19 protein-coding genes are annotated in these 19,888 nt (G+C 69.6%); 5 read left to right on the top strand and 14 right to left on the bottom strand.

The features are described from left to right. Nucleotides 1-123: 123 nt before the first annotated feature. The 11 genes from JXZ78_RS23790 to JXZ78_RS23740 all read right to left on the bottom strand — a co-directional run bounded on the left by JXZ78_RS23790 (nt 124) and on the right by JXZ78_RS23740 (nt 7,044). Nucleotides 124-360, bottom strand: coding sequence for a hypothetical protein (locus JXZ78_RS23790; RefSeq protein ID WP_030019340.1), 237 nt, complete (start codon nt 358-360; stop codon nt 124-126). Next, nucleotides 357-881: a hypothetical protein gene (locus JXZ78_RS23785; RefSeq protein WP_078624131.1), complete on the bottom strand. Its 525-nt coding sequence runs from the start codon at nt 879-881 to the stop codon at nt 357-359. Before JXZ78_RS23785 ends, JXZ78_RS23790 begins: the two co-directional genes overlap by 4 nt. Before the next feature lie 122 nt (nt 882-1,003). After that, complete coding sequence (locus tag JXZ78_RS23780) at nt 1,004-3,208, bottom strand: hypothetical protein (RefSeq protein WP_030019342.1); 2,205 nt, start codon at nt 3,206-3,208, stop codon at nt 1,004-1,006. Between the two features lie 288 nt (nt 3,209-3,496). Beyond that, nucleotides 3,497-4,183 (bottom strand): hypothetical protein, encoded by a 687-nt coding sequence (locus JXZ78_RS23775; RefSeq protein ID WP_030019343.1) that lies wholly within the window; start codon nt 4,181-4,183, stop codon nt 3,497-3,499. Between the two features lie 100 nt (nt 4,184-4,283). Beyond that, a complete protein-coding gene (locus tag JXZ78_RS23770) occupies nt 4,284-4,475 on the bottom strand; it encodes a DUF5999 family protein (RefSeq protein WP_030019344.1) in 192 nt (63 codons plus the stop codon). Between the two features lie 197 nt (nt 4,476-4,672). Next, nucleotides 4,673-4,870, bottom strand: coding sequence for a hypothetical protein (locus tag JXZ78_RS23765; RefSeq protein WP_033037420.1), 198 nt, complete (start codon nt 4,868-4,870; stop codon nt 4,673-4,675). A 69-nt stretch (nt 4,871-4,939) separates the two neighbouring features. Then, on the bottom strand, nt 4,940-5,203 hold the full coding sequence (locus JXZ78_RS23760; RefSeq protein ID WP_030019345.1) for a WhiB family transcriptional regulator: 264 nt from the start codon (nt 5,201-5,203) through the stop codon (nt 4,940-4,942). 245 nt (nt 5,204-5,448) lie between these two features. Then, a complete protein-coding gene (locus tag JXZ78_RS23755; RefSeq protein ID WP_030019346.1) occupies nt 5,449-5,643 on the bottom strand; it encodes a hypothetical protein in 195 nt (64 codons plus the stop codon). Nucleotides 5,644-5,675: 32 nt separating this feature from the next. Then, entirely contained in the window at nt 5,676-6,008 is a 333-nt protein-coding gene (locus tag JXZ78_RS23750) for a hypothetical protein (protein WP_078624143.1), read from the bottom strand. Nucleotides 6,009-6,166: 158 nt separating this feature from the next. Next, nucleotides 6,167-6,331, bottom strand: a complete 165-nt coding sequence (locus JXZ78_RS23745) for a hypothetical protein (RefSeq protein WP_167745405.1) — start codon at nt 6,329-6,331, stop codon at nt 6,167-6,169. 104 nt (nt 6,332-6,435) lie between these two features. Beyond that, a complete protein-coding gene (locus JXZ78_RS23740) occupies nt 6,436-7,044 on the bottom strand; it encodes a hypothetical protein (RefSeq protein ID WP_030019348.1) in 609 nt (202 codons plus the stop codon). 444 nt (nt 7,045-7,488) lie between these two features. Here JXZ78_RS23740 and JXZ78_RS23735 point away from each other — a divergent pair, with 444 nt between their 5' ends. The 4 genes from JXZ78_RS23735 (at nt 7,489) to JXZ78_RS41135 (ending at nt 13,173) form a co-directional block, all read left to right on the top strand. After that, nucleotides 7,489-7,821, top strand: coding sequence for a GntR family transcriptional regulator (locus JXZ78_RS23735; RefSeq protein ID WP_050502311.1), 333 nt, complete (start codon nt 7,489-7,491; stop codon nt 7,819-7,821). A gap of 614 nt (nt 7,822-8,435) precedes the next feature. Beyond that, nucleotides 8,436-11,636, top strand: coding sequence for a WD40 domain-containing protein (locus tag JXZ78_RS23730; protein ID WP_238783328.1), 3,201 nt, complete (start codon nt 8,436-8,438; stop codon nt 11,634-11,636). A 26-nt stretch (nt 11,637-11,662) separates the two neighbouring features. Beyond that, nucleotides 11,663-12,817 (top strand): damage-control phosphatase ARMT1 family protein, encoded by a 1,155-nt coding sequence (locus tag JXZ78_RS23725; RefSeq protein WP_030019351.1) that lies wholly within the window; start codon nt 11,663-11,665, stop codon nt 12,815-12,817. A 50-nt stretch (nt 12,818-12,867) separates the two neighbouring features. Continuing rightward, nucleotides 12,868-13,173 (top strand): helix-turn-helix domain-containing protein, encoded by a 306-nt coding sequence (locus JXZ78_RS41135; RefSeq protein ID WP_157851526.1) that lies wholly within the window; start codon nt 12,868-12,870, stop codon nt 13,171-13,173. 1,203 nt (nt 13,174-14,376) lie between these two features. On the opposite strand, the gene JXZ78_RS23720 is transcribed toward JXZ78_RS41135, so the two are convergent. The 3 genes from JXZ78_RS23720 to JXZ78_RS23710 form a co-directional block, all read right to left on the bottom strand. Then, entirely contained in the window at nt 14,377-14,622 is a 246-nt protein-coding gene (locus tag JXZ78_RS23720) for a type II toxin-antitoxin system RelE/ParE family toxin (RefSeq protein ID WP_030019352.1), read from the bottom strand. Next, the gene (locus tag JXZ78_RS23715) at nt 14,615-14,821 is read right to left on the bottom strand and encodes a hypothetical protein (protein WP_030019353.1); all 207 of its coding nucleotides are present in this window, start codon (nt 14,819-14,821) and stop codon (nt 14,615-14,617) included. The genes JXZ78_RS23720 and JXZ78_RS23715 overlap by 8 nt, the downstream gene beginning before the upstream one ends. A 521-nt stretch (nt 14,822-15,342) precedes the next feature. Further along, a complete protein-coding gene (locus JXZ78_RS23710) occupies nt 15,343-16,002 on the bottom strand; it encodes a hypothetical protein (protein ID WP_030019354.1) in 660 nt (219 codons plus the stop codon). A 960-nt stretch (nt 16,003-16,962) separates the two neighbouring features. On the opposite strand from JXZ78_RS23710, the gene JXZ78_RS23705 reads away from it, so the two are divergent. Next, nucleotides 16,963-19,602: a hypothetical protein gene (locus JXZ78_RS23705; protein WP_157851527.1), complete on the top strand. Its 2,640-nt coding sequence runs from the start codon at nt 16,963-16,965 to the stop codon at nt 19,600-19,602. Nucleotides 19,603-19,888: the final 286 nt, after the last annotated feature.

The following is a 19,888-nucleotide window of genomic DNA, read 5'->3' as shown; positions in this document are numbered from 1 at the left end:
GTCAGCGGCCTCGCGTACGCGCGTGCGCGACACGCGCGCCACGCGCCACGCGCGGCACGCGTTGGGACCGCCGAAGGGCCGCCCCGGCGATCGGAGACGGCCCTTCGTACGGGACGCGGAGTGCTAGCCGGCGTGGCGGCGGTGGACGTTCTCCAGGGCGAGCGCGACGTCACGGATGAAGTCCGTGTCTCCGCCGCGGTGGGCCTGGGTGCCCCGGATATGCATGAACCGGAGCCAGTAATAAAAGGTGCCGAGGTCGGTGCCGTGCCGGGCGATCAGATCCTCTCTGATCTTCTGCTCGTGTTTTGCACGGTTGTATTTCTTCCGCTCGGCTTTCGTGAGCGGGCGACCGGCGCTCACGCCGACTCCCTGCGAGGCAGGTCATAAATCGACGTGGGACCACCATATCCCATATCCGAGCCCTGCGCGCCCTGCTGCGGCGGATTCTGCGGAGCGGTCTGAATCTGCGGGTTCTGCTTCCGCTGTTTGATCTGGATCTTTTCTTTCCGCTGTTTCCTGACTTCCTTCACCTTCTCGTCGTGGGCGTGGCGCCGATGGGCGCTCTTTTCCAGTCCGGAGACGGCCTTCTTGAGGTTCCTGATGACGTCGTGCAGCGACTTTTCCACCGGAAAAGACCGCAGAAAGGCCTGGCCCCTCTTGTCGCCCTCCACCCGGGTGCCGCGGCAGTGCACACGGGTCTCGTGCTCAAGGACTTCCAGCTTGGCCTGCATGTCCAGCACGACCCGGTGGAAGTCCGCCACGTAGCGGGCGTACGCGGCGGGATTCTGCGCGATCTGGCGCAGCGCCGCCCTCGGGTCGTCGAAGAACGGCCTCCCCTCCTCGTCGGTGAGAGGCTGCTTCTCGGGTTTGTCGGTGCTCACTGGGGCCTCCGCGGGGTCGGATCTGCTGTACTCGGGGGGCTGTGGACTGCTTCCGGCAGTCGCAGCGGGGGCCAGCCCACTTCCGATGGGCTGGCCCTCACTGGTGTGTGCCGGACGGTGGATCAGGCCAGGTGCTTGTCCGCGTCCTCGGGGCGCAGCAGGCCGGCCTTGGAGAGCAGGCGCACCGCGCGGTCGTTGTTGACGGAGAGCTTGGTTCGGGCCTGGTAGAGGGTCACGAACCCGTCCTCGCCGCGGGGGAGGTTCTGTACGAGCGGCAGGAGTTCTTCGTCCGTCCGTACAGGCGTACCGGGACGGTCCGTGCCCCCCGTACTGCACGTTCCGGTTGCAGAAGGCGATGCGGCTGTCGTACCTGTACGGGCACCCGGGACGCGCTCGCCGCCGGACTGTGTACGGACGCTGATGGCGCCGGTGCGTCCCTGTGCGGCCGCACTGGCCGTCCCGGTACGCCCGACAGTCGCCGTACCTGTACGCGCCGCACCCTCGGAGGGGGTGTGTACGCCGCCTGTACGGGCGCTGTATGCCCTGGTCACCGCCGCTTCGGCCTCGCCGCCGTGCGGCGGGTGCGCGGCGGGGCGTACAGGGTCCGTACCGTCCCATCCGGCGCCCGTGCCGTCGGTGCGAACCGCGTTGTGCGCGGCGTACAGGTCGTGGCTCGCGCCCTCTGTACGGCCGGACGACGCAGCGTCCGTCGCGTCGGTACGCCGGTGCGTACCTGTACGGGCGGGCATTCCGTTTCCACCGTCCGTACCGGTACGGACGACCGCAGCGGCCTTGCTGCCGTGGCCGTCCGTACCGTCGCCGTGCATGAGCGTGTGGACGCGCCAGATGACCGCCACGAAGATCAGCACCACGAACGTCGTCAGCTGCCAGGGAGCCGACTGACCGTCCTGGACGAGGTGCGCCTGCTCGGACAGGTGGTAGGTCACGTTCGCCGACGCCATCAGCAGCAACGCGTACGGGATGTCCTTCTTGGCCCGGAACGCGGTGACGCAGTAGACGTCGATGCTGACCGGCAGCAGCGGGGCGACGTACTGGTTGATGCCGACCATGCGGGCCAGCTCGTACTCGCCAGACGCGGCGAGCCCGACGCCGGCGGCGAGCGCGATCCACGGGGCCGTCTTCCACGCCTTGCGGCTGACGTTCTGCTGCCAGCCGTTCCAGCGGGAGGCGGACTTCTTCGCCTCGCGGGCCTCATCGAGCAGCCGACGGGCACGGGCCTCATCGGCCTTCGCCCGCTCGGTGACGGCCTTCGCCTTGCGCTCCGCCTCGGTGGTGATGCGGCTCGCTTCCTTCCGGGCGGTCTCGCGCAGCTGCACCGCGACGGTCTTGGCTTCCTCCCGCAGCCGCTCGCGCTGCTTGTCGCAGGCGGCCTGGAGCCCGGCGAGTTCGTCGGTGAGAGCCTTGCGCCTGGCAACGGCCTCCGCGTCGAACTGGTCGGTGAGCGCGCGCAGCTTCTCGCGCAGCTCGGTGCGGGCGGCCTCCGCCTCGGTGTGCGCGGCGGCGACGCGGTCGTCGGCCTCGCGGCGCCGTTCGTCGGCGGCCCTGACCGCGTCCGCGTACAGCGCCTCCGCCTCCGCCCGGCGGCCGTCGTACTGCTCGGCCGCCGTCGCCGCGAGCTGAGCGAACCGCTCGCGGGCCTGGTCGACCTCCCGCTGCGCCGCAGCCACCAGGGCGTCGGCCTGCTCCTGGGCGCGGGCGAGGATCTGGCCGGCCTCGATGCGGCGCTGGTCGACCAGGGTGCTGATCTCGGTGAGGTCGGCCTCCGCCAGGCGGCGCAGCTCGGCAACCGCCTTGCCGGTCGCTTCGCGGTCGGCGACGGCCAGCTCGGTGAGGTCGGCGACCTGCGCTCGGGCCTCCGTCACCAGAGCCTTGGCCCGGTCACGGGCCTCCGTCAGGAGCCGGTCGGCTTCACCGCGCGCCGCCTCCAGGTCCTTCTTCGCCGCCGCGCGGTGCGCGGTGGCCTCCTGGCCTGCATCGTCGGTGATGCCCGCGGCGCGGGTCTGCGCCTCGGACATCAGCACGGTGACCTGCTCGTGCGTGTCGGCGACCGTACGCGCGGCCGCACTCTCGGCTTCCGCCTGGAGGACGGCGGCCTCCTCACGCGCGAGGTCGATGACGTCGGCGGCCCGGTCGGCGGCATCGGCCAGGACCAGGTCGGCCTCCGGGTGCACCGGCGGCACCGTCTCATTGGGGGCGGCGGCCTGGGCGGGAACGGAGACCGGCGTCGCCGGTGCCTTGGCGCGCCCGTTGCGGGGCTTCGGGTTCGCCGCGGGGCGCCGGCGGCGTGCGGCGGGCTTGGTGGCCACGGATTGTCCTCTCTCTTCCGGGCGCCGCCGAGAAGGGGCACCGTGGATCTGCGGCGGTGGGTAATGTCGTCACCAGGTCCTCCGGGGCCCCGGCAGCTTGAATGCCGGGGACTCGGAGGGCCGTCTGTGTGGAGCAGGTGGTCAGCGCAGGGCGGGCAGCGTGCTGCTGTCCTGCGCGAGGTGCTGGCGCAGCCAGGCGACGGCGGCCGGGCTGTCCAGCTCCCCGTCACCGCCCGCACCGACCGCCGTCGTTCAGCGGTCGGGCCGGGCGGATCAGGCAGCCGACAGTCAGGCCGTGGGGAGCGACCGCGCAAACACCGCCGCATCCGCGGCCTCGACGTCACGGGCCGCAACGCGCTGGCCCGGACCGCCGCTGTCGTGTCCGCCGGCCGCCGCCGACGGCAACACGGCGGGCCTGCGGGCCTCCAGGGCCCGGTAGTACGCCTCGATCGCCGCGGCCTGCGGCGGCACCGGCAACGGCGGCAGAGCAGGTGCCGCGTGCCACCAGCCGGTGGCCGGGTCGGCTCCCGGCCGCGAGGTCCACGTCATCAGGTCCGGCACGCTGGGGTCGGCCTGGCGTACGGCCTGCCCGGCGGCCTTCTTCGAGCGGTGGATGCTGTGCAGCCGGCTGTCGCGCACCAGGATGTGCACGGGCTGCTCGGCGGCGTCGATGTAGTGGCCGAGCGCGCCCTCCAGCAGGACGCGGATGCGGCGCAGTTCGCCGATCTCGACCGCGGCGCGGTCCAGGTCGGTGTCGAGCCGCTGGGCCGCGCGGTGGGCGGCGGCCAGGGCGAGCTCCAGCTCCTCGATGCGGCTGGCCTGCTGCTCGATGCGCTCGGTCCGCTGCACGGCATCCTCGGCCAGCGCGTCGGCGGTCAGGTCCGCGTCGTCGCGCTGGCTTTTGATGCGGGCCAGGCGGCCCTGGGCTGCCTGCAGACGGACGGTGTGCCGGCGCTTGCTGATGATCCAGATCATGAGAAACCCCCTGTTGTGATCGGCCGGACTGTCCGGCTCCCGTCACCGCCCGACCCGGCCACTGGACGACAGCAGCCGGGTCGGGCGGATCAGGCAGTCGTCAGGCCGCTGTCGCGAGGGGCCGGTGCGGAGCGATGATGCGGCCGTCGGGGAGCAGCTCGCCGGTGTCCTCGAACAGCAGGACGGCGTTGCACAGCAGGCTCCAGCCCTGCTCCGGGTGGCGGGCCACGACGTGGGCGGCCTCGCGGTCCGGGGCGTCGGCGGCCGGGCACGGCGGCGTGTGCGTGCACAGCGACTTCGGAAGCCGCCGGGCCGTGCCGGAGGTGGTCGTCGCAGTGTCGGACTGGGTGGTGGGCATGAGCTCTCCTGGCGGGAGAAGCCCGGGATGTTCCCGGGCTGGAGACATGGAAAGAGCCGGCCGCCCATCGGGCGGCCGGCCTGCTGGAGCAGCGTGGCGCGGCGGGGGAGCGGGACCCGTCCCGCCTGCGGTCACGTCCGCTGCTGTTTCTGCCAGCGGAGGTAGGCGTCCTGGAGCCGGGTGAACGACTCGTGCAGGCGCAGGCCGGTGTCGCACCGCGCGTCCGGCGAGCACCTGGTGCAGGTCTCGCCGTGCGCGCGGTGGGCTGCCGCGGCCTGCATGTAGCGGTCGTACAGGGACTCAGCCATGAGCACGGCGGCCGAAGTCATGATCGGAGTTGGTCCGGCGCAACGCGTCCTCCAGGCGCTGCCGGTCCTCCTCATTCATGCCGCCCTCGCTCACGCCGCCGCCTTCGTGTTCCGGGCCCGGTTGCGGGTGGCACGGCGCTTCATCGCCTGCCGCTCGTCCTCCGAGAGCCCGCCCCACACGCCGGAGTCCTGGCCGGACTCCAGCGCCCACTGCAGGCACTGCTCCATGACCGGGCAGCGGCGGCACACCGCCTTGGCCTCCTCGATCTGCACCAGAGCCGGACCTGTGTTGCCGACGGGGAAGAACAGGTCAGGGTCTTCTGCGCGGCAGACCGCGTGGTGACGCCAGTCCATGCCGGTCACCTCCCCTGCCGGACGCAGCGCAGGGCCTCGTCCATATCCGGGTCGGAGTCGGTACGGCTGGTCGGGCGTGGGATGCTGTCGAACATCAGGGCCTCCAGTTCAGGTCCTGCCTGGACAGCCCCGGGGATTGCGCCCCCGGGGCTGTCGCCTTTCACTGCCCGGACGAGCAGCTACGCGCCCGGCCAGCCGCACACGTACGGCTGGCCGGGGTCGAAGCGACTGGTCAGGTGGTGGGATCAGGTCCGTGCACGGATGCGGTCGAGTTCCCGTGCCTCGGCCAGCAACCGCCCCGCGGTCACCGGACGGTGCCGGTCGGCGCAGTCGTCGGCCCATGCCTGGTGGGTGTGGCAGGTGACACGGTCATCGGCGTGCATCCTGGCGTCCTCCCGTCGGTCGTCCCGCTCGATCGCCGCGGCGAGCTTGTTGTCCATCGGCTTGCGTCCTCTCGGTTCAGCGGCAGGCCTTACGCCGCGGTGCCCCAGCTGCTGCGGGTACGGTTCGGTGCTTCGCGCACCAGGTGGTCGGAGGTGCTCCACACCGATCCGACGGCGAACGGCTCGCCGCCCGCGCGCAGTACGTCGCGGACGATCAGCGCCCACTGCGCGCTGTCCCGCCGCAGCAGCACGCGGGCCTCGGCGGGGTCGGTGACCACCGACAGCACTTCGAACGCGCCATCGGTGTTCTGGTAGATCGCGCCCCGGCGGCGCGGACCGATCTGCTCCTCGACCTCCTGCCGCGAGGCCTCGGCCGTCGCGGGCAGGAGCTGCGCCGCGGCAGGGGCGAGCGGCTGTGCCATGCTGATCATCATCTGGGCATCCCAAGGTCCAGTGCGTGAGATCAGCCCCCGGGGAGTGCAATTCCCCGGGGGCTGCCGGCTGCCGTACAAACAGCCACGGTGCGTCCCCGTCCGCAGGCCGGACGGGGACACGCCGTGGTCGTTCGTCGCGGTGCAGGTCAGGCGCCGAGACGCTTGGCCTGCTCGGTGAGGGCGTGAATGCGGTCGGCCAGCCGGGCCCGCTCCGCACGGGGCAAGCTCGAGTCGGCCAGCGTGCGACGGGCCGCCGCCAGCTGGTCCTGAACGCGCTGCTGAGGGGTGCGTGGGTCGGTCGGAACAGGCATGGAGTGCTCCTCACGTCGTCAGGAACGGCCGCCGGGCGAGCAGCCACGGCCCCGGCCTCCCCCCTGCGAGGTGGCCGGGGCCGTGGTCGTTCGTCCAGAGCAAGTCAGCTCGCGCGGCGCTGGGGGTGCAGCGTCGTGAGCGGCACCGGCGGTGCGCCCAGCGGCGCGTCCCCCTCGGGCAGCTCCGCCCGCCGGGTGTCGGCGTCACGGACCGCAGACTCAGTCGACGCCCACTTCATCTCGCGCAGCAGCCACAAGGGCCGGCCGTCGCCGGAGTCGCCGACCGTCGCCGTCTGCTTCTGCGCGGCGATCTGACCGACGGCCGGGGCAGGCGCGACCTTCGGCTTGCGCCGCACGGTGGTCCGGCGGCGGTGCACGGTCTCCGAGTTGCCGTCCACCAGGCGCTCCTCCCACTTTCTGGCCGTGACGTCGACCGTGACCAGGCGGTTGCTGCCCAGGCGGCAGCGGATGGCCGGGGCCTTACCCGCACGGCCGGTGTCGTGCGGCACCAGCTTGGGCTTCTTGGTCTGAAGGCTGGTGATCGGCACCCACGTCTTGCAGTCGGGGCAGATCAGCGACGCGCAGGCCGGGCGCAGGTCGTACTGGTGAGGCTTGAGGGTGGAGACGGCGAGCGCCGGGCGGGCGTTGACGGTGCGGGAGCGGGTCTGGCTCCGGCGGGTGCGGGCAGTGCGCTCAAGGGGCGAAGCAGACATCAGGACTCCTTACAGACGGAGCGGCGGGGGGCACGGATCGCGATGCTCTCTCCGCCCTCCGGGCCGCACGGCACGAGGCCGGCGTCCCGCAGGACAGACAGCGCACAGCGCTGCGACATGCACACAGTCGTCGCGGCCGTCAGGCTCCGGAGGAGTTCGATGGTGCTCTCGCGCCCTCAGCAAGCTGGGGCTACCCCGGCCGCCCCGAAGGGCGGACGACTTCCTGCGGGAACCGACGTTCCGGCTCCCGCATCCGGCGCCGCCCGCGTGGGCGGTTCCGGGTGGGGGAGCCGGGTCCGAAGAACCCGGCGAGACGGTGACACCTGCTGTTCCAATCGACAGCCATCTTCACCGACATGGATAGGTTAGCTGATACAGTTGCGGCTGTGTCAACCAAGTTGGGCAACCTATTTATTCGAGTGGGGTGGCTCTACGATGTGGCCCATGACGGACGAGTCCATGCAGCCCTACCAACGCATCGCACAAGATGTGCGTGACCAGATCCGGCTCGGCCGTCTGACGGGCAATGACAAGCTGCCCAGCACGCGAGAGCTGGCCGATAGATACGAGGTCGCACCGGGCACAGTGCAGCGCGCCCTCGCGGAGCTTCGCGCTGGTGGGATCATCTACTCCCACCAAGGCCGCGGAAGTTTTATTCGCGAGTCGGCTGTCGACGCTGTTGCTGACCCGACCACTCAGGCCATCAAGCGGCTGGAGGAGCGAGTCGCGGAACTGTCCGCACGCCTGGACAGGCTCGAGAAGAGGCGTGATGGCTGACATCGCCCCCCTCACCGCTCTGCACATGCCCACTCACCTCCGGCTCGCCTATGCATCAACGGAGCGAAGCAGTGCCGCTCCGTTGCACAGAAGAGTGCCGGTGATTCTCAGCGCTGTGGCTGGTGCGGCGCTGCGACAGCGCTGCGGAACCGGGGACAGCTTCGGAAAGACCTGCTGCCCGCTGCAATCCGCTTCGCAGGCCGAGCGTTGCGGCGGCGCTGCGAGCCTGCTGCGGAGTACGTCCGAGGCCGCGCGCTTCGGTACCCCGTGTTGTTAGCGTCAGAGAGTCGGTCGAGAGGGTCTCGGTGGGCACAGTGCAGCGCTGGACTGGAAAGGAATCGCGCGCACTGCGGGAATCTTTGCGCCTGTCAGTGCGTGGGTTCGCGCTCCATCTGGGAGTCGGAAGCCGAACAGTGTCTGACTGGGAGTCACCTACGAGGCCGAGGACGATCAGCAAGCCTCTCCAGGAGGCACTGGACAGAACCCTGGAGCGAAGCAGCCCAGCAGAGCAGGAGCGGTTCTGGGAAGCGATCGGCGACGACTTGCCGGGAGTTCCTGAGCACGCTGCGGCGGCGGGAGGCTTCCTCCCCATCCCGAATGCGGAGCCGAGTCTGGTGCGCAGGAACAGCGATTTTGATGGCCTCATCTCCGTTCTCCAAGAGGCCCACGACGCCGAGGGGATCGTGACGATCGCCGTGGTAGGACCCGGAGGATTCGGCAAGACGACCATCGCGACGCAGTTGGTCAACGATGAGCGGGTCCACGAGCTCTACCAAGAGATCCTTTGGGTGGAGACCGGCGAGGACTGTACGTCTGCACGGGTCGTTGAACTCATCTCTGACATCTGTGTCCATCTCAGTGGTTGTCGGCCGGCGCTCACCGACCCGGAACAGGCTGGGTTCCATCTCGCGCGGCTGCTGCAGGATCGACGCGCTCTGTTGATTGTCGACAACGTGTGGAGCGCCGCGGATCTGAGCCCTTTCGTCCTCGGCGGCGAGAAGTGCGTGCGGCTGGTCACCTCGCGGAATGTCCGGGTATGCCCATCGTCTGCGCGGATTGTTCGGCTTGGGCCGATGACGGCCAATGAGATCAGCGAAATGTTGGTCCGCAACGTTTCCTCACTGCAGCGGCCAGCCGCCCAGGAACTGGCGGAATTGCTGGGGGGATGGCCACTGCTGGCACAGATCGTCGGATCGACCGTCGAACAAGACGTGGCTTCCGGAGCGGCTTCTGACCGCGTGGTGGCAGAGGCTTCGGAGACGATCCGCGATTACGGACCTCAAGCCTTCGATGTTCTCGACGCTGACCAGAGGCGCAGTGCGATCAGTCAGGCGATAGCGTCCAGCCTCGACGGATTGGAGGAGAGTGTCATCCTCACCGGTGCTTCGGACCTGCGGGCGCGGTACATGTCCTTGGCGGTGTTCCCGCCAGCGACGCCGATCCCGGTTCGGGTGCTGACGCACTGGTGGAAAACGGCATTCGGCTGGTCTCCGCATGCAACAAGGCAGTTTTGCCGTGTCCTTGCGGATCGCTCGCTGGTGAGCAGCTACCGAGCGGACACGGAAACGATCACGCTGCATGACGTATTCCGGTCCTACCTTCGCTACTTGGTCTCAGACGATTGGGAGGATCTGCACAGCTCGCTGTTGGATACGTTCCGCGAGGTGACCGACGACCGTTGGGAGGAGCTAGGCGCGGACCAGGGCTACCTGTGGCGGCACCTGCCCTACCACCTGCTCGAGGCTGGGCTGGAGGACGAGCTTGTCTCACTACTCTCCTCACCGCCCTACGTGGTGCGAAAGGTCGTGCAGGTAGGTGAGCAGGCACTGGTTGCCGATGCAGCGGTCCTCGACGGCCTGCCTGCGGCGCGGCGCTCGGAGGCATGGGCGGCGGCGCGGGTGATGGCGGGCTGCGGATATCTGTTGACCGGGCTGGCAAGGCCGGCCGACGTGGCCGCGACCCTGTCGATCGCACTACACCGCGCCCCGTCTCGAGTCACGTCGGAGGCGCTCGCCGAAGCCGCCGCACTCAGCGCGGTGTTCTCCGCTACATGGCTGCGCCCCGGCGCGGTCCCCGAGCCGAAGGCCTCCGGTCACGTCGGCGCGATCGTCAGCGTCTCCACCGAAGCAGGGATCGTCGCCTCCGGCGGCGAGGACGGCACCGTACGGCTCTGGGATCTCGAGACCCGCCTACTGCTGCGGACCTTCCGCGCGCACACCGGCTGGGTGTTCGCAACGGCCCTGTCTGCCAACGGGGCGGTTGTCGCCTCCGCAGGGGATGACGGCCTGATTCGCCTGTGGCGCACTGCCTCCGGCGCACCAGTGGGCGTACTGGCAGGGCACTCCCGTCGAATCCGCGCCCTGGCGTTCGCACCCGACCAGATGCTGCTCGTGTCGGGGGCCGAAGACGGAGCGGTGTGCGTGTGGGACACCGAGCGGCTGTTGTTGGTCCGCCGGATGCAGACCACCGGCACGCCGGTGTGGTCGGTCGCTGTCGGCGGTGAGAGCGAACAAATAATCGCAGTTGTCGGCGAAGACGAATTCGTGCGCATCTTCGATATGAGCACAGGACGGCTGATGGACGAGAAGGCCCGCCACCGCGACTGGGTGAGGTCGGTCGCGTTCTCTACAGACTCCGGCCTACTCGCCTCCGGGTCCGGCGACCGCTCGGTCGTGGTTTGGACAACGAAGAACGGCGCGCTCACCCCCGTCCGCCGCAAAGCGGGCCTACCCGGCCGGGTACGCTCCGTAGTCACCTCACCCGACGATGGGCTTGTGATTGTCGCGACGGAGAAGCCTACGATCCACGTGCTGACCGTCGACGGTGAGGCAGGCAAAACCGCTCTACCACCCGGCGTCGACTGGGTCCGCTCACTCGCACGTGGCAGCGACGGCACGGTTATCGCAGGCTGCGAGGATGGCGCGGTGCGACTGTGGCCAACCCACGGCGGCCAGCTGCAAACGTTGGCCTCCGGATCGAATACAACTTGGGCGACGGCGTACTCCAGCACAGGTGCAGTCGGACTGATCGGCAACGGAACAGGCCAGGTGGACCTGGTCGACGCCGCCAACGCGACCCTGCTGCGTCGGCTCCCAGCTGGGGACGGGCGGGTTTGGTCCCTTAGCTCTGGCACAGACCTGGTGGCGGCCGCGTGCGGTGACGGCACCGTGCGTTCCTGGTCACTCACGGACGAGTCCTGGAGCCTGACCCTGAACCGAGACACGGACCGCACGTGGGCGGTGGCCATGCCGCGCACAGCGCCGAAGCTGGCAGCGAGCACCAACGACGGGCACATCCGCTGTTGGGACTTGCCGGGCGGCGACCTGCTGTGGTCGCAGGACGTCCACGCTGGCCGCCTGCGCTCGCTTGCATTCAACGCCGATGGTCAGGTCCTCGCCGCGTGTGGCGGTGACGGCTCCGTTCGGGTGTGGTGGGCGGCCGACGGCGAGTTCATTTCCCGGTTCACCTGCCCGACCGGCTGGGCCCGGGCTGTCACGCTCGACGACGAGGGCGCCCGAGCCGCAGTCGGTGCCGGCACCGGCGACATCGTTGTGCGGGATCTGGCCGGCGACCGGTTCACCGCTCAGCTCAGTGGGCACTCCGGCCGCATCCTCATGGTCGGATTTACCAGCACGCCGGACCGGCTCGTCTCCGCGGCTGCCGACGGCACCGTGCGGCTCTGGTCACTCAGTGAGCAGCAGCAGATAGCCGAGGTCCGCGTCGATGGCAGCCTCAACTGTGCGGCCTACGACCCGTTCCATAACCGCGTCCTCGTCGGCAGCGCCGCTGGCGTAGTCGCCCTCGAACTCACCTGATCCCACTCTGAGAGGAATAGGTACTTATGGCTCAGCAGGCGCCGGCGATCATTTCAAGTGAGTCGGACTTCGCCAGCGATGTATTCGCCAAGCGGCATCCGGCGCTAATCGAACGGCTCCTCGGATCCTGGCCCTTTGGGCCTGAGCAGCACCGAGCACTTTCCGAACTCGCCGAGGAGAATGTTCAGGGCGTGATCCAACCGCTCCCGGATGGCGCCGCTGACGTCGGGCGCTGGCGCGACTGGGGAAAAGGCTTGTACGGCCATCCATGGACGGAAGTGCCGTTCCTGTGGGCGGAGTCGTTCTTCTACCGGCGGCTCCTGGAGGCCACCGGCTACTTCGAGCAGGGGCCGTGGTGGGGCGTCGATCCCTTCGCGCCTTTTAAACAGGCCGAACTGGCGGGCGAGACGGTGTCGGCGGAGATCGCCGCGCTCGACGATGTCGTCAAACTGACTGACGACGAGCAGGGACAAGCGTTGCTGCTGTCGAGCCTCTGGGGCAATCGCGCCGACCTAGGCTTCCAGATCACTTCAGGGCAAGGGGGCAAGGCATCCGGCCTGGTGTCCGACGACAGCACACGCCTCTGGGAGCTGCTTCGGTCCGCAGCCGGGGGAACTGTCGCGCTGGTCGCTGACAACGCGGGCAGCGAAATGCTCGCAGACCTGATCCTCATCGACCACCTCCTCGCGCACGGGCTAGCCGACGAGGTCGTGCTACACGTGAAGCCCTCGCCGTACTACGTCTCCGACGCCACCCTCGCAGACGTCGCCGACTGCCTGAGAAAGCTCCTGCTCAGCAAGGGGGAGGCCCGGGCCGCAGGAGATCGGCTGCGCGAGGCAGCCGCCCTCGGTCGGTTGCGCGTGCGTGCGGACTCGTTCTTCTGTGCACCGTTCGACTTCACTGCCATGCCGGAAGCACTGCGGGATGAGTTCGCTTCGGCCACGGTGACGATCCTGAAAGGAGACCTTAACTACCGGCGATTGATCGGCGACTGCTGGTGGGAGCCGACGATCCCGTTCGCTGAGGTCACAAGCCACTTCCCAGGCCGAATCGCGGCACTGCGCACGCTGAAGTCGGATACCATCGTCGGCCTCAAGATGGGTGCTCTCGCAGAACTCAACGCAGCAGAGCCTCATTGGCGGACTTCCGGAGCCCATGCTCTCGTACAAGTGCGCTCGTGACCGGAGTCAGCACAGTCGTGCGGTTGGGTTGAGGCTAGGTGAAGGGGGGCATGGCCGTGCAGCAGGAAGTCCACAAGGCGTTCCAGTTCACTCTGGATCCTCGTCCTGCCCAGGTGGAGGCACTGCTCCGGCACGCCGGGGCAGCCCGGTGGGCGTTCAATCACGCGCTGGGGGTGAAGGTGGCTGCTCACCGACCTGATGCTTGGCCGGGTTGCAATGCGCGCAATCCGCCGGCTTTATTCGCAACTCGGTGCAACTTCCTGGCGTCGGGCGCGCCTTCTACGGGACCTGATGGCGCCAGCCTCGGCGACCACTGCCTAACGTTAGGCAGTGCCTATCGGCTCGCAGGAGCGTGATTCGCGCGGGTCACTCCGGAACGTTCCGGTGTGCTCTCCGCCGGTGCAGCCGACGCGGAGGCAGTGAGTCACGTGACTCACTGCTGGATCACCACCCGAAATTTCGGGGGCGATTCTGCTCCCGACTCACTCCTTATGCCGGGTGAATGCCTGGGGCCGCCTGGAGGTTTGTGATCTTCCGAAGGTATCGACTCACAGCCAGGCTCGGCGGGGCTTCGCTGACTCCCAGTCCCGAATGCCGAGGGCAGCAAGGTGGTCGCTCGCCGGGCAACCCACCGCCTACTGATAGGCGGTGGGGAGGGCTCACTGCGTCACGTGCCGCAGCGGCTGAGGCGCTCTCCCGCTCGGCGTCGCTGTCACCAGTCGGAGCTTCTTCAGGTAGTACAGCCACCACAAGTTGGGAGGTCAGCGATGCCTCGAAGCTACCGGTCGGCGGCCGGGTTCCGTCGCCCTTCGGGCGTTCCCGGCCCGGCGGGCCAGCTGCGGGGGCAGGGTGACCGCAGCGGGTTCGGCGGAGGTGCACGTCCGCGGACTCATCAACCCGGACACCTCCCTTGTCCGGGTCCCGCGTCTGGACGCTCTGGCCTTCCACCGAGAAGGCTGCTCGGGTGCCGGGAGCACTCTCGGTGCGCGGCGCTTGGACGCCAGTTCCACCGGCCCCTTGCCCCTGGTCAACTGGCGCAACTACCTGGAGGTCAGCGATGTTCCGAAGGTAACGGCCACCGGTCGAACTCCGTGGGAGGTCGGCGACTTTCCTGCCGGTGAACCGGCGGCAGGTGCAGGGTAGTTCCGGGCCCCGCGGGAGTACCGGATGGGCACTACGGTTCGGTGAACTCTCGGGTGCTGCCCGGCACTGAGCACCGACTCGCGTGATGCGGTGGTGGTCGGCTCACGGGCAGTACCTCACGTGAGGTACTGCCAAATTGTGGGGGTGGCCCAAGTGCATGCGAGTAATGGTAGGTGCTTCAGCTACCGCAACGCCTTTCTTTGGCGTGCAGGTGCACCATAAAGGCAAGTCGCCTCCTGGGATTTTTCCGCCACTGGAGGCGATTGCTGGCCGCGAATTAAACACTGCCGTTAAGTCGGAGGTAAGTAAGCGCAGGTCAGACCGTAAACAGAACAAGACCCTTCCGCTTTGCGCATTCACCCGAAGAATGCAATGATTCCCCGCATCGAATTTCCCCGGACAGGAGGTTCCCGGTGTTACACCTCGACGTAAGCAACCACAATGATCGTCCCCAGCGTGGTGGCGTAGTAGATGACGCGCACGCTGTTCTGCTGATACTCACGCAGGGGGCTGTCGCGGAGGGGCCGGCCGATGTCCGGTGCGTCGGCGATGGCGTCGAGTACGGGGTCGAGCCGGGCGAGGTCATCGTCGGCGAGTGCGGCAAGCTGCCGTTCGGCGGTCTCGTGGAAGGTGACGAGAGCGCGGCGCCGGTTCTTAGGCAACGTCGTGCGCCGTGCTGTCGTGGGGCGGGAGGCCGCGTTCCGTGCGGATGTCGTCCCAGGTGCGGCAGTTCTCCAGGTCGACGCCTTCGTCGGCGAGCTGGAGCAGCGCGTAGGCGAGGGCCGGGTCCTGGGGGAAGGCGTCGCGTGCGGCACGTCGCATGCTGTCGGCTTCGTCGGGGTCGAACACGATGCGGGCCATGGCCGTCCTCCTGGTGCTGGTCCCGGGGCGACGGTAGCGCAGAGCCTCGCATGGCGGCATGGCTGTCGCGCGAAGGGGGCGTTCACCCTCGCCGATTCGACTAGTTCCGGCCAATGATTATCCGGCATTGCTCGTGAGTTTGAGGGGGTATCCAAACTACTTCTTCAACATCGACGCGCAGGTCACGGAGGTTCAGCTCTTCCGACTGAGCAACTCACCTGCAGCTTCGTCTCTTAAGGCCATACAGAACCGGCTTCCGGAAGCCATTGGTAGCGTCCATAGCCCGTGGTGACTGGTTTTAGTCTCATCGCCAGCGCCCCAGCACAACGGCCGGACCCCTTCGTGTGGCTGCACGAAGACCAGGCCCGGCCGCTGCAAGACCAGCGGGTTGCCGCCCGCTGCCCTATAGATCCATCCCAGTGCAATAGGAAGGCTCCGCCATGAGCGTAGCAAGGCACGACATCCCTGATCTCTGTCGGTGCCCCAACCCCTTTTGTTCCCTCCTTGGCCACCTGCTGGTGTCACGGGGGTGGCGTGAAGGGATGAGTGAGGTGGGCCGACTTGAGGCCGCTTTGCATCGGTACATCCTGTTGCGCCTCTTTAGCGGGGGCGAAGTCGGCCGGGCAGAGGGTTGCGAGGGCGGCCTGCAGGGTGGGTTCGCCGGGCGACCAGTCTCGCGGGATGGTGAGGCGCAGCCGCTGGTGTGGTTCCTGTCCGACGCGTTTGGGGCGGCAGTCGAGGACGGGCACGAGGCCGTGTTCCATGCTGTGCAGGAGGACTGGGCGTCCTGCGCTGACCATGGTGATGAGCTCTTGGCGTGCGATGGGTCCGAGGGTCTGCTCGCGGGGCCGGCGTTTGTCTCGGTGCAGGCCTGTGAGGACCAGTCCGTCGAGGGTGTCGCTGAGTGTTGCCCACTGCTCGTGGTAGTCCGCGTCGGGGTTGAACGCGCTGCGGTAGTCGAGGAGTTCGACGCTGGGGAGGCCGTGGCGGATGCTGTCGAGTCGTCTCTGCCAGTTGGGGCGGTCTGCGAGGCCGGGGGGCACGCTGAAGTACACCCGGGCGCGGTGTCCGGGCGCTCGGACGGCTGCGATCTGTCGCATGGCGTTGATGTAGCCGCGGCGCCGGGCAGGCGTAGCGTAGCTGGTGAGCGGCTGATCGGGCGCGTCCATGGTCATCATCATGCCGTGCGGTCCTCCGGTGCTGCGGCGAGGCAGTTGGCCGCTTTGGCGGTGAAGTGCTGCTGTCGGCATGTCAGGAGCCCTCTGCAGGCTGGCGACACGGTATCTGAGGGGGCGCCCCTGTGGCCGCCTGTAGGGGGTAAGGTGATCTCGGATCACCTCAATACAGACTTGACCCCCCGCGAGGTGGCTCTCCGGGGGGCGACGGCCGACGACCTATCTGGAAGGTCTCGACATGATGAAGGGTACCCGTACCCTCCAGGCGCACACCACGGCACCCGCCGCCGTAGCAGCGACGTCTCGCGCGTCGCTCCGGCCGCTGGGTGCCGTTTCTGTTCTTCCGCGCCGCCCCGCGCGCGGGCGCCCCGCTTCTGCGGAGGTCGAAATGGATTAGCTCTGTTCGCTGGGCGGCCTTGCCGCCCTGGCCGCTGGGTGTTGGCGCACCCGTTGCGGCCCTCGCGTTACGGCTCGGTTTGGCGACCGGGCCGGGGCCCTGATCAGACGGTTGGCGCCGGCTGATCGGCCGAAATATCAGGTTCTCCCCAGAACCAGCCCCATAGGGGCTTTGTCGTACCCGCTTCTCACGAAGAGGTCGATCCCCATCATGCAGCACAGTGCTGCCTTCTGTCAGCTCTCCCATGCTCGGATGGCGTGTAATGCGCCACTTCCGCCTACGCGGCGCCCGGTTTGTCCGGTCGTGTGGTCGGTTTTCGCTGCGGTGCCGCGCGCGGTACCAGTACGGGCCGCGGCCGGGTTCCGCCGGCACGGGCGGTGCCGACGGAGTCCGCGGGCGGTGGTCCGGCCGGCCGGGGCGGGAGCGGCGGCTCGCGGAACCCTGTCCACAGGCGTAGCGGGTGAAGGTCGGCAGATGACGACCGTGACCTGCTTCTTTCCTGCTCTGACCTCATCCGTCGCGCGTCGGCCGGCGTCGGTGCGCCTGTCCGTTGCGGCCGGGGTGTCCCGGTGAGCGCGCTCGCGGTGGAGGCCGCTGGACGGGTGCCGGGGCAGCGCCGTGGTCTGCGGGCAGTTCCGGACCGGTCGGACCAGCAGCCGGGTCCGGTGGTGGAGCTGGGTCTGGGTAATCCGCTGCTGCTGACGAAGTCGATGCGGGCGCGGCTGCTGGGTGCAGTGCGTGCGCTGGTGGATGATCCGGCTCTGTCCGGTATGTCGTACGGGGCGCGGCTGGCCGCCGTGGTGCTGGTGGCGAAGGCCAGCGCCCGCCGCGGGCACCGGACAGTGGTGCAGACGCGGGAGCTGGGCCGGTGGCTGGGGCAGTCGCGGGAGCAGGTGGCGCGCACGGTGCTGCCCGAGCTGCGGCAGGCCGGGGGCCTGGACGACCGCGTGGTGCTGGACGATTCGGGGAACCCGGCGTTGGACTGCGCCATAGTGCCGCTGGTGCGGGCGCAGGCGGCGGGGGAGCGGCGGGTTCCGCTGGCGTTGTCGCGTTCGGAGCTCGCGGTGCTGCTGGCGTTGTGCGAGGAGTTGTTCGCCCCGGGCTGGGGCGAGCAGGGCTGGGGGCTGCTGGCGGGGCGGTGCGGCAAGGGTGCGGCGATGGACCGGCTCGGGCTGCTGCTGATCGTGCTGTCGACGGCTCCGTCGGGGCGGCTGCGGCTGTGTCCGGGCACGGTGTCCGGCGACCGGGGGCGTCCGGCGGCCACCGTGGCGCGGCTGCTGGGGTGTTCCGCGGATGCGGCGGCCCGGATGCTGGGCCGGTTCGAACGTGCGGGGCTGGTTCGGGTGTCGCGGGGGGAGACGGCGGCGCGGATGCGCGGTCGTAGCCGGGTGTGCGTGGTGCCGGTGGCGAAGGCGCGGGGCCGCCGTACGGACCCCGGCCAGCCGTACGGCGCGGGAAACGCCGGAATTCGGGACCGCGCAGATACCTCACACGAGGATCTTGGGTCTGCAGGGCAGGGCGGGTCCCTTGGGGCTACTGGTGTTTCAGAGCTTGAGGAGGCCCCGGAGGCGGGTTTCCCGGACCGCGCGGATGCTTCACACCTTCACGCAGTCCACGCTTCTGTGGCAGTTGAGGCGGGGGATGGTGCAGGTGTTGGTGGGTTTTCCGGCGAAGGCCGTGGCAGGTCCTGTGGCCGGCCGGAGCGCGCGGGCGGGCGCGAGGACGAGCTCCCGGGCGGTGCCCCGCTGCGGGCGGCAGACGGTGAGGGCGGCCCGCTGCGCGGGGACAAGCCGAACCGCCATCTCGCCCACCTCCCTCAGCAGAACGGGCAGCACCTGGACGTAGCCGACCAGGCTCCGGCCGAGCGCTCCTCGGAGCAGGAGCATGCGGGCGTACCCCGCACCTGGCCTGGCCCAGGGCGCGGCAGGGGTTGGCGGGGGAGGGTTCCGCGGCCGCGCGGGGATATCGAGGCGGTCCTGGCGCCGGTGCGGATCCTGTGGGACCGGCTGGGCACCTCCGGGGCCCGCCGGGTGGTCGAGCAGGCAGCCCGCCGCGAGCTGCGCTACGCCGCTGGCGTCGTCGGTCCCGAGCGTGCCGTGGGTGTCCTGTCCGAGCGGCTGACGTGGCGTCTGGCCGCGCAGCCCGGCGGGCCGGAGGCGGTCACCGATCCGGTCGGCTGGCTGCGGGGCCGTGGGCTGCCGCGGATCAGTCCGTGCGCCGACGCGCGCTGTGACGAAGGCACTCTGATGCCCACCGGCACCGCCTGCGAACGGTGCGCCGAGCTGCTCGCCAGCCGCCGACAGCGCCGTGCCCGCGTCGCCGGTCAGGTCCGCGCCGAACTGCCGGACGCCGGCTCCCGTACCCGTCAGCAGGCGGTGGAGCACCGGCTGCGTGAGCTCGTGGCCGCCGACTTGGTGCTGGCCGAGCGGCGCCGGCGGCAGGCCTCCGAGGCCGCGGCCGCCCGTGCGGCAGCTGCACAGCGTGCCCGGGCCGAGGCGGAGGTCGCCGAGCAGGCCCGCCGGGCCCGGCCGTGCCGGCAGTGCGGGGCGCCGGAGGCGGGCGGGCTGTGCGGGGTGTGCCGCGACCTGCAGGCCGTGGAAGGGCATCTGCGCGAAGCGATGCTCGCTGCAGCTGCTGCCACGGCCGATCTCGGTGACCCGGCCGATGTCGACGCCGTGCGCACCCAGGTGGCTGCCGCCGTGCGGGAGGAGATCCGCCTCAAGTCCCGGCAGGCCCGGGCTGCCGGTGGCACCGACCGCACCGTGGCCGTGCTGGCCCGGCTCACCGCGGAAACCGCCGCCGCTGACTACCGCGCCTCGGCCCTGGCCCTGCTCGCCCGCTTCCCCGAAGCCGACACCGAAGCGCGCATGGCCGCCGAGGCGACGATGCGCGCCCGGCACCGCTACCCGACCCGTGAAGCCGCGAAGGAGGCCGCGGCTCAGGCTGCCCAACACGCTCGCCACGCCGCCGCCCGCGCCCTGTTCAAAACCCGCGTCCAGGCCCTGCGCAACGCCCAGCCGCCGTCCGGCCGGGTCCCGGGCCGGCAGGGGGTGCCGGACGCGTACGCGGCGGGTGCGGCGCGGGTGCGCGCCGCCCGGCAGCCATCCCGTCCTGCCACTGCTGTTGATGTGCCGGTGCGGACCCGGGAGAACGCCTCGACGGGGTATCAGCGGGCTCTGGCTGCCCACACCAATGCCCTGAGCCGATGAGCCGGCACGTAGGAGCGTTCACCAGTCGTACCGGCGTCGCGGATGCGGCGTCACGAAGACGGGCCGCATCCGGTGTGCGGGCAGCGAATGAGCACCTCGTCGGCGGTGGGGCACACGGCGCTGCCGCGTGGCCACGAGCAGATGCGCGAAGCCGCGTCGGCAGCGCCCCGCGAGATGACGGCCTCGCTGGGAAGACCGATGAGCGACGGCAGGTCAGGCGGCCGTTGTCGTGCTCGGCCTCCAGTGTCAGAGCTGCCCGCTAACGTGCGGGCAGGGGGATGAGGGT

The sequence above is a fragment of the Streptomyces monomycini genome (assembly GCF_022271435.1).
In the GTDB taxonomy this organism is placed as follows: Bacteria; Actinomycetota; Actinomycetes; order Streptomycetales; family Streptomycetaceae; genus Streptomyces; species Streptomyces monomycini.
Note: the sequence above shows the minus strand (reverse complement) of the source record. Positions and strands in the feature narration are given on the sequence as shown.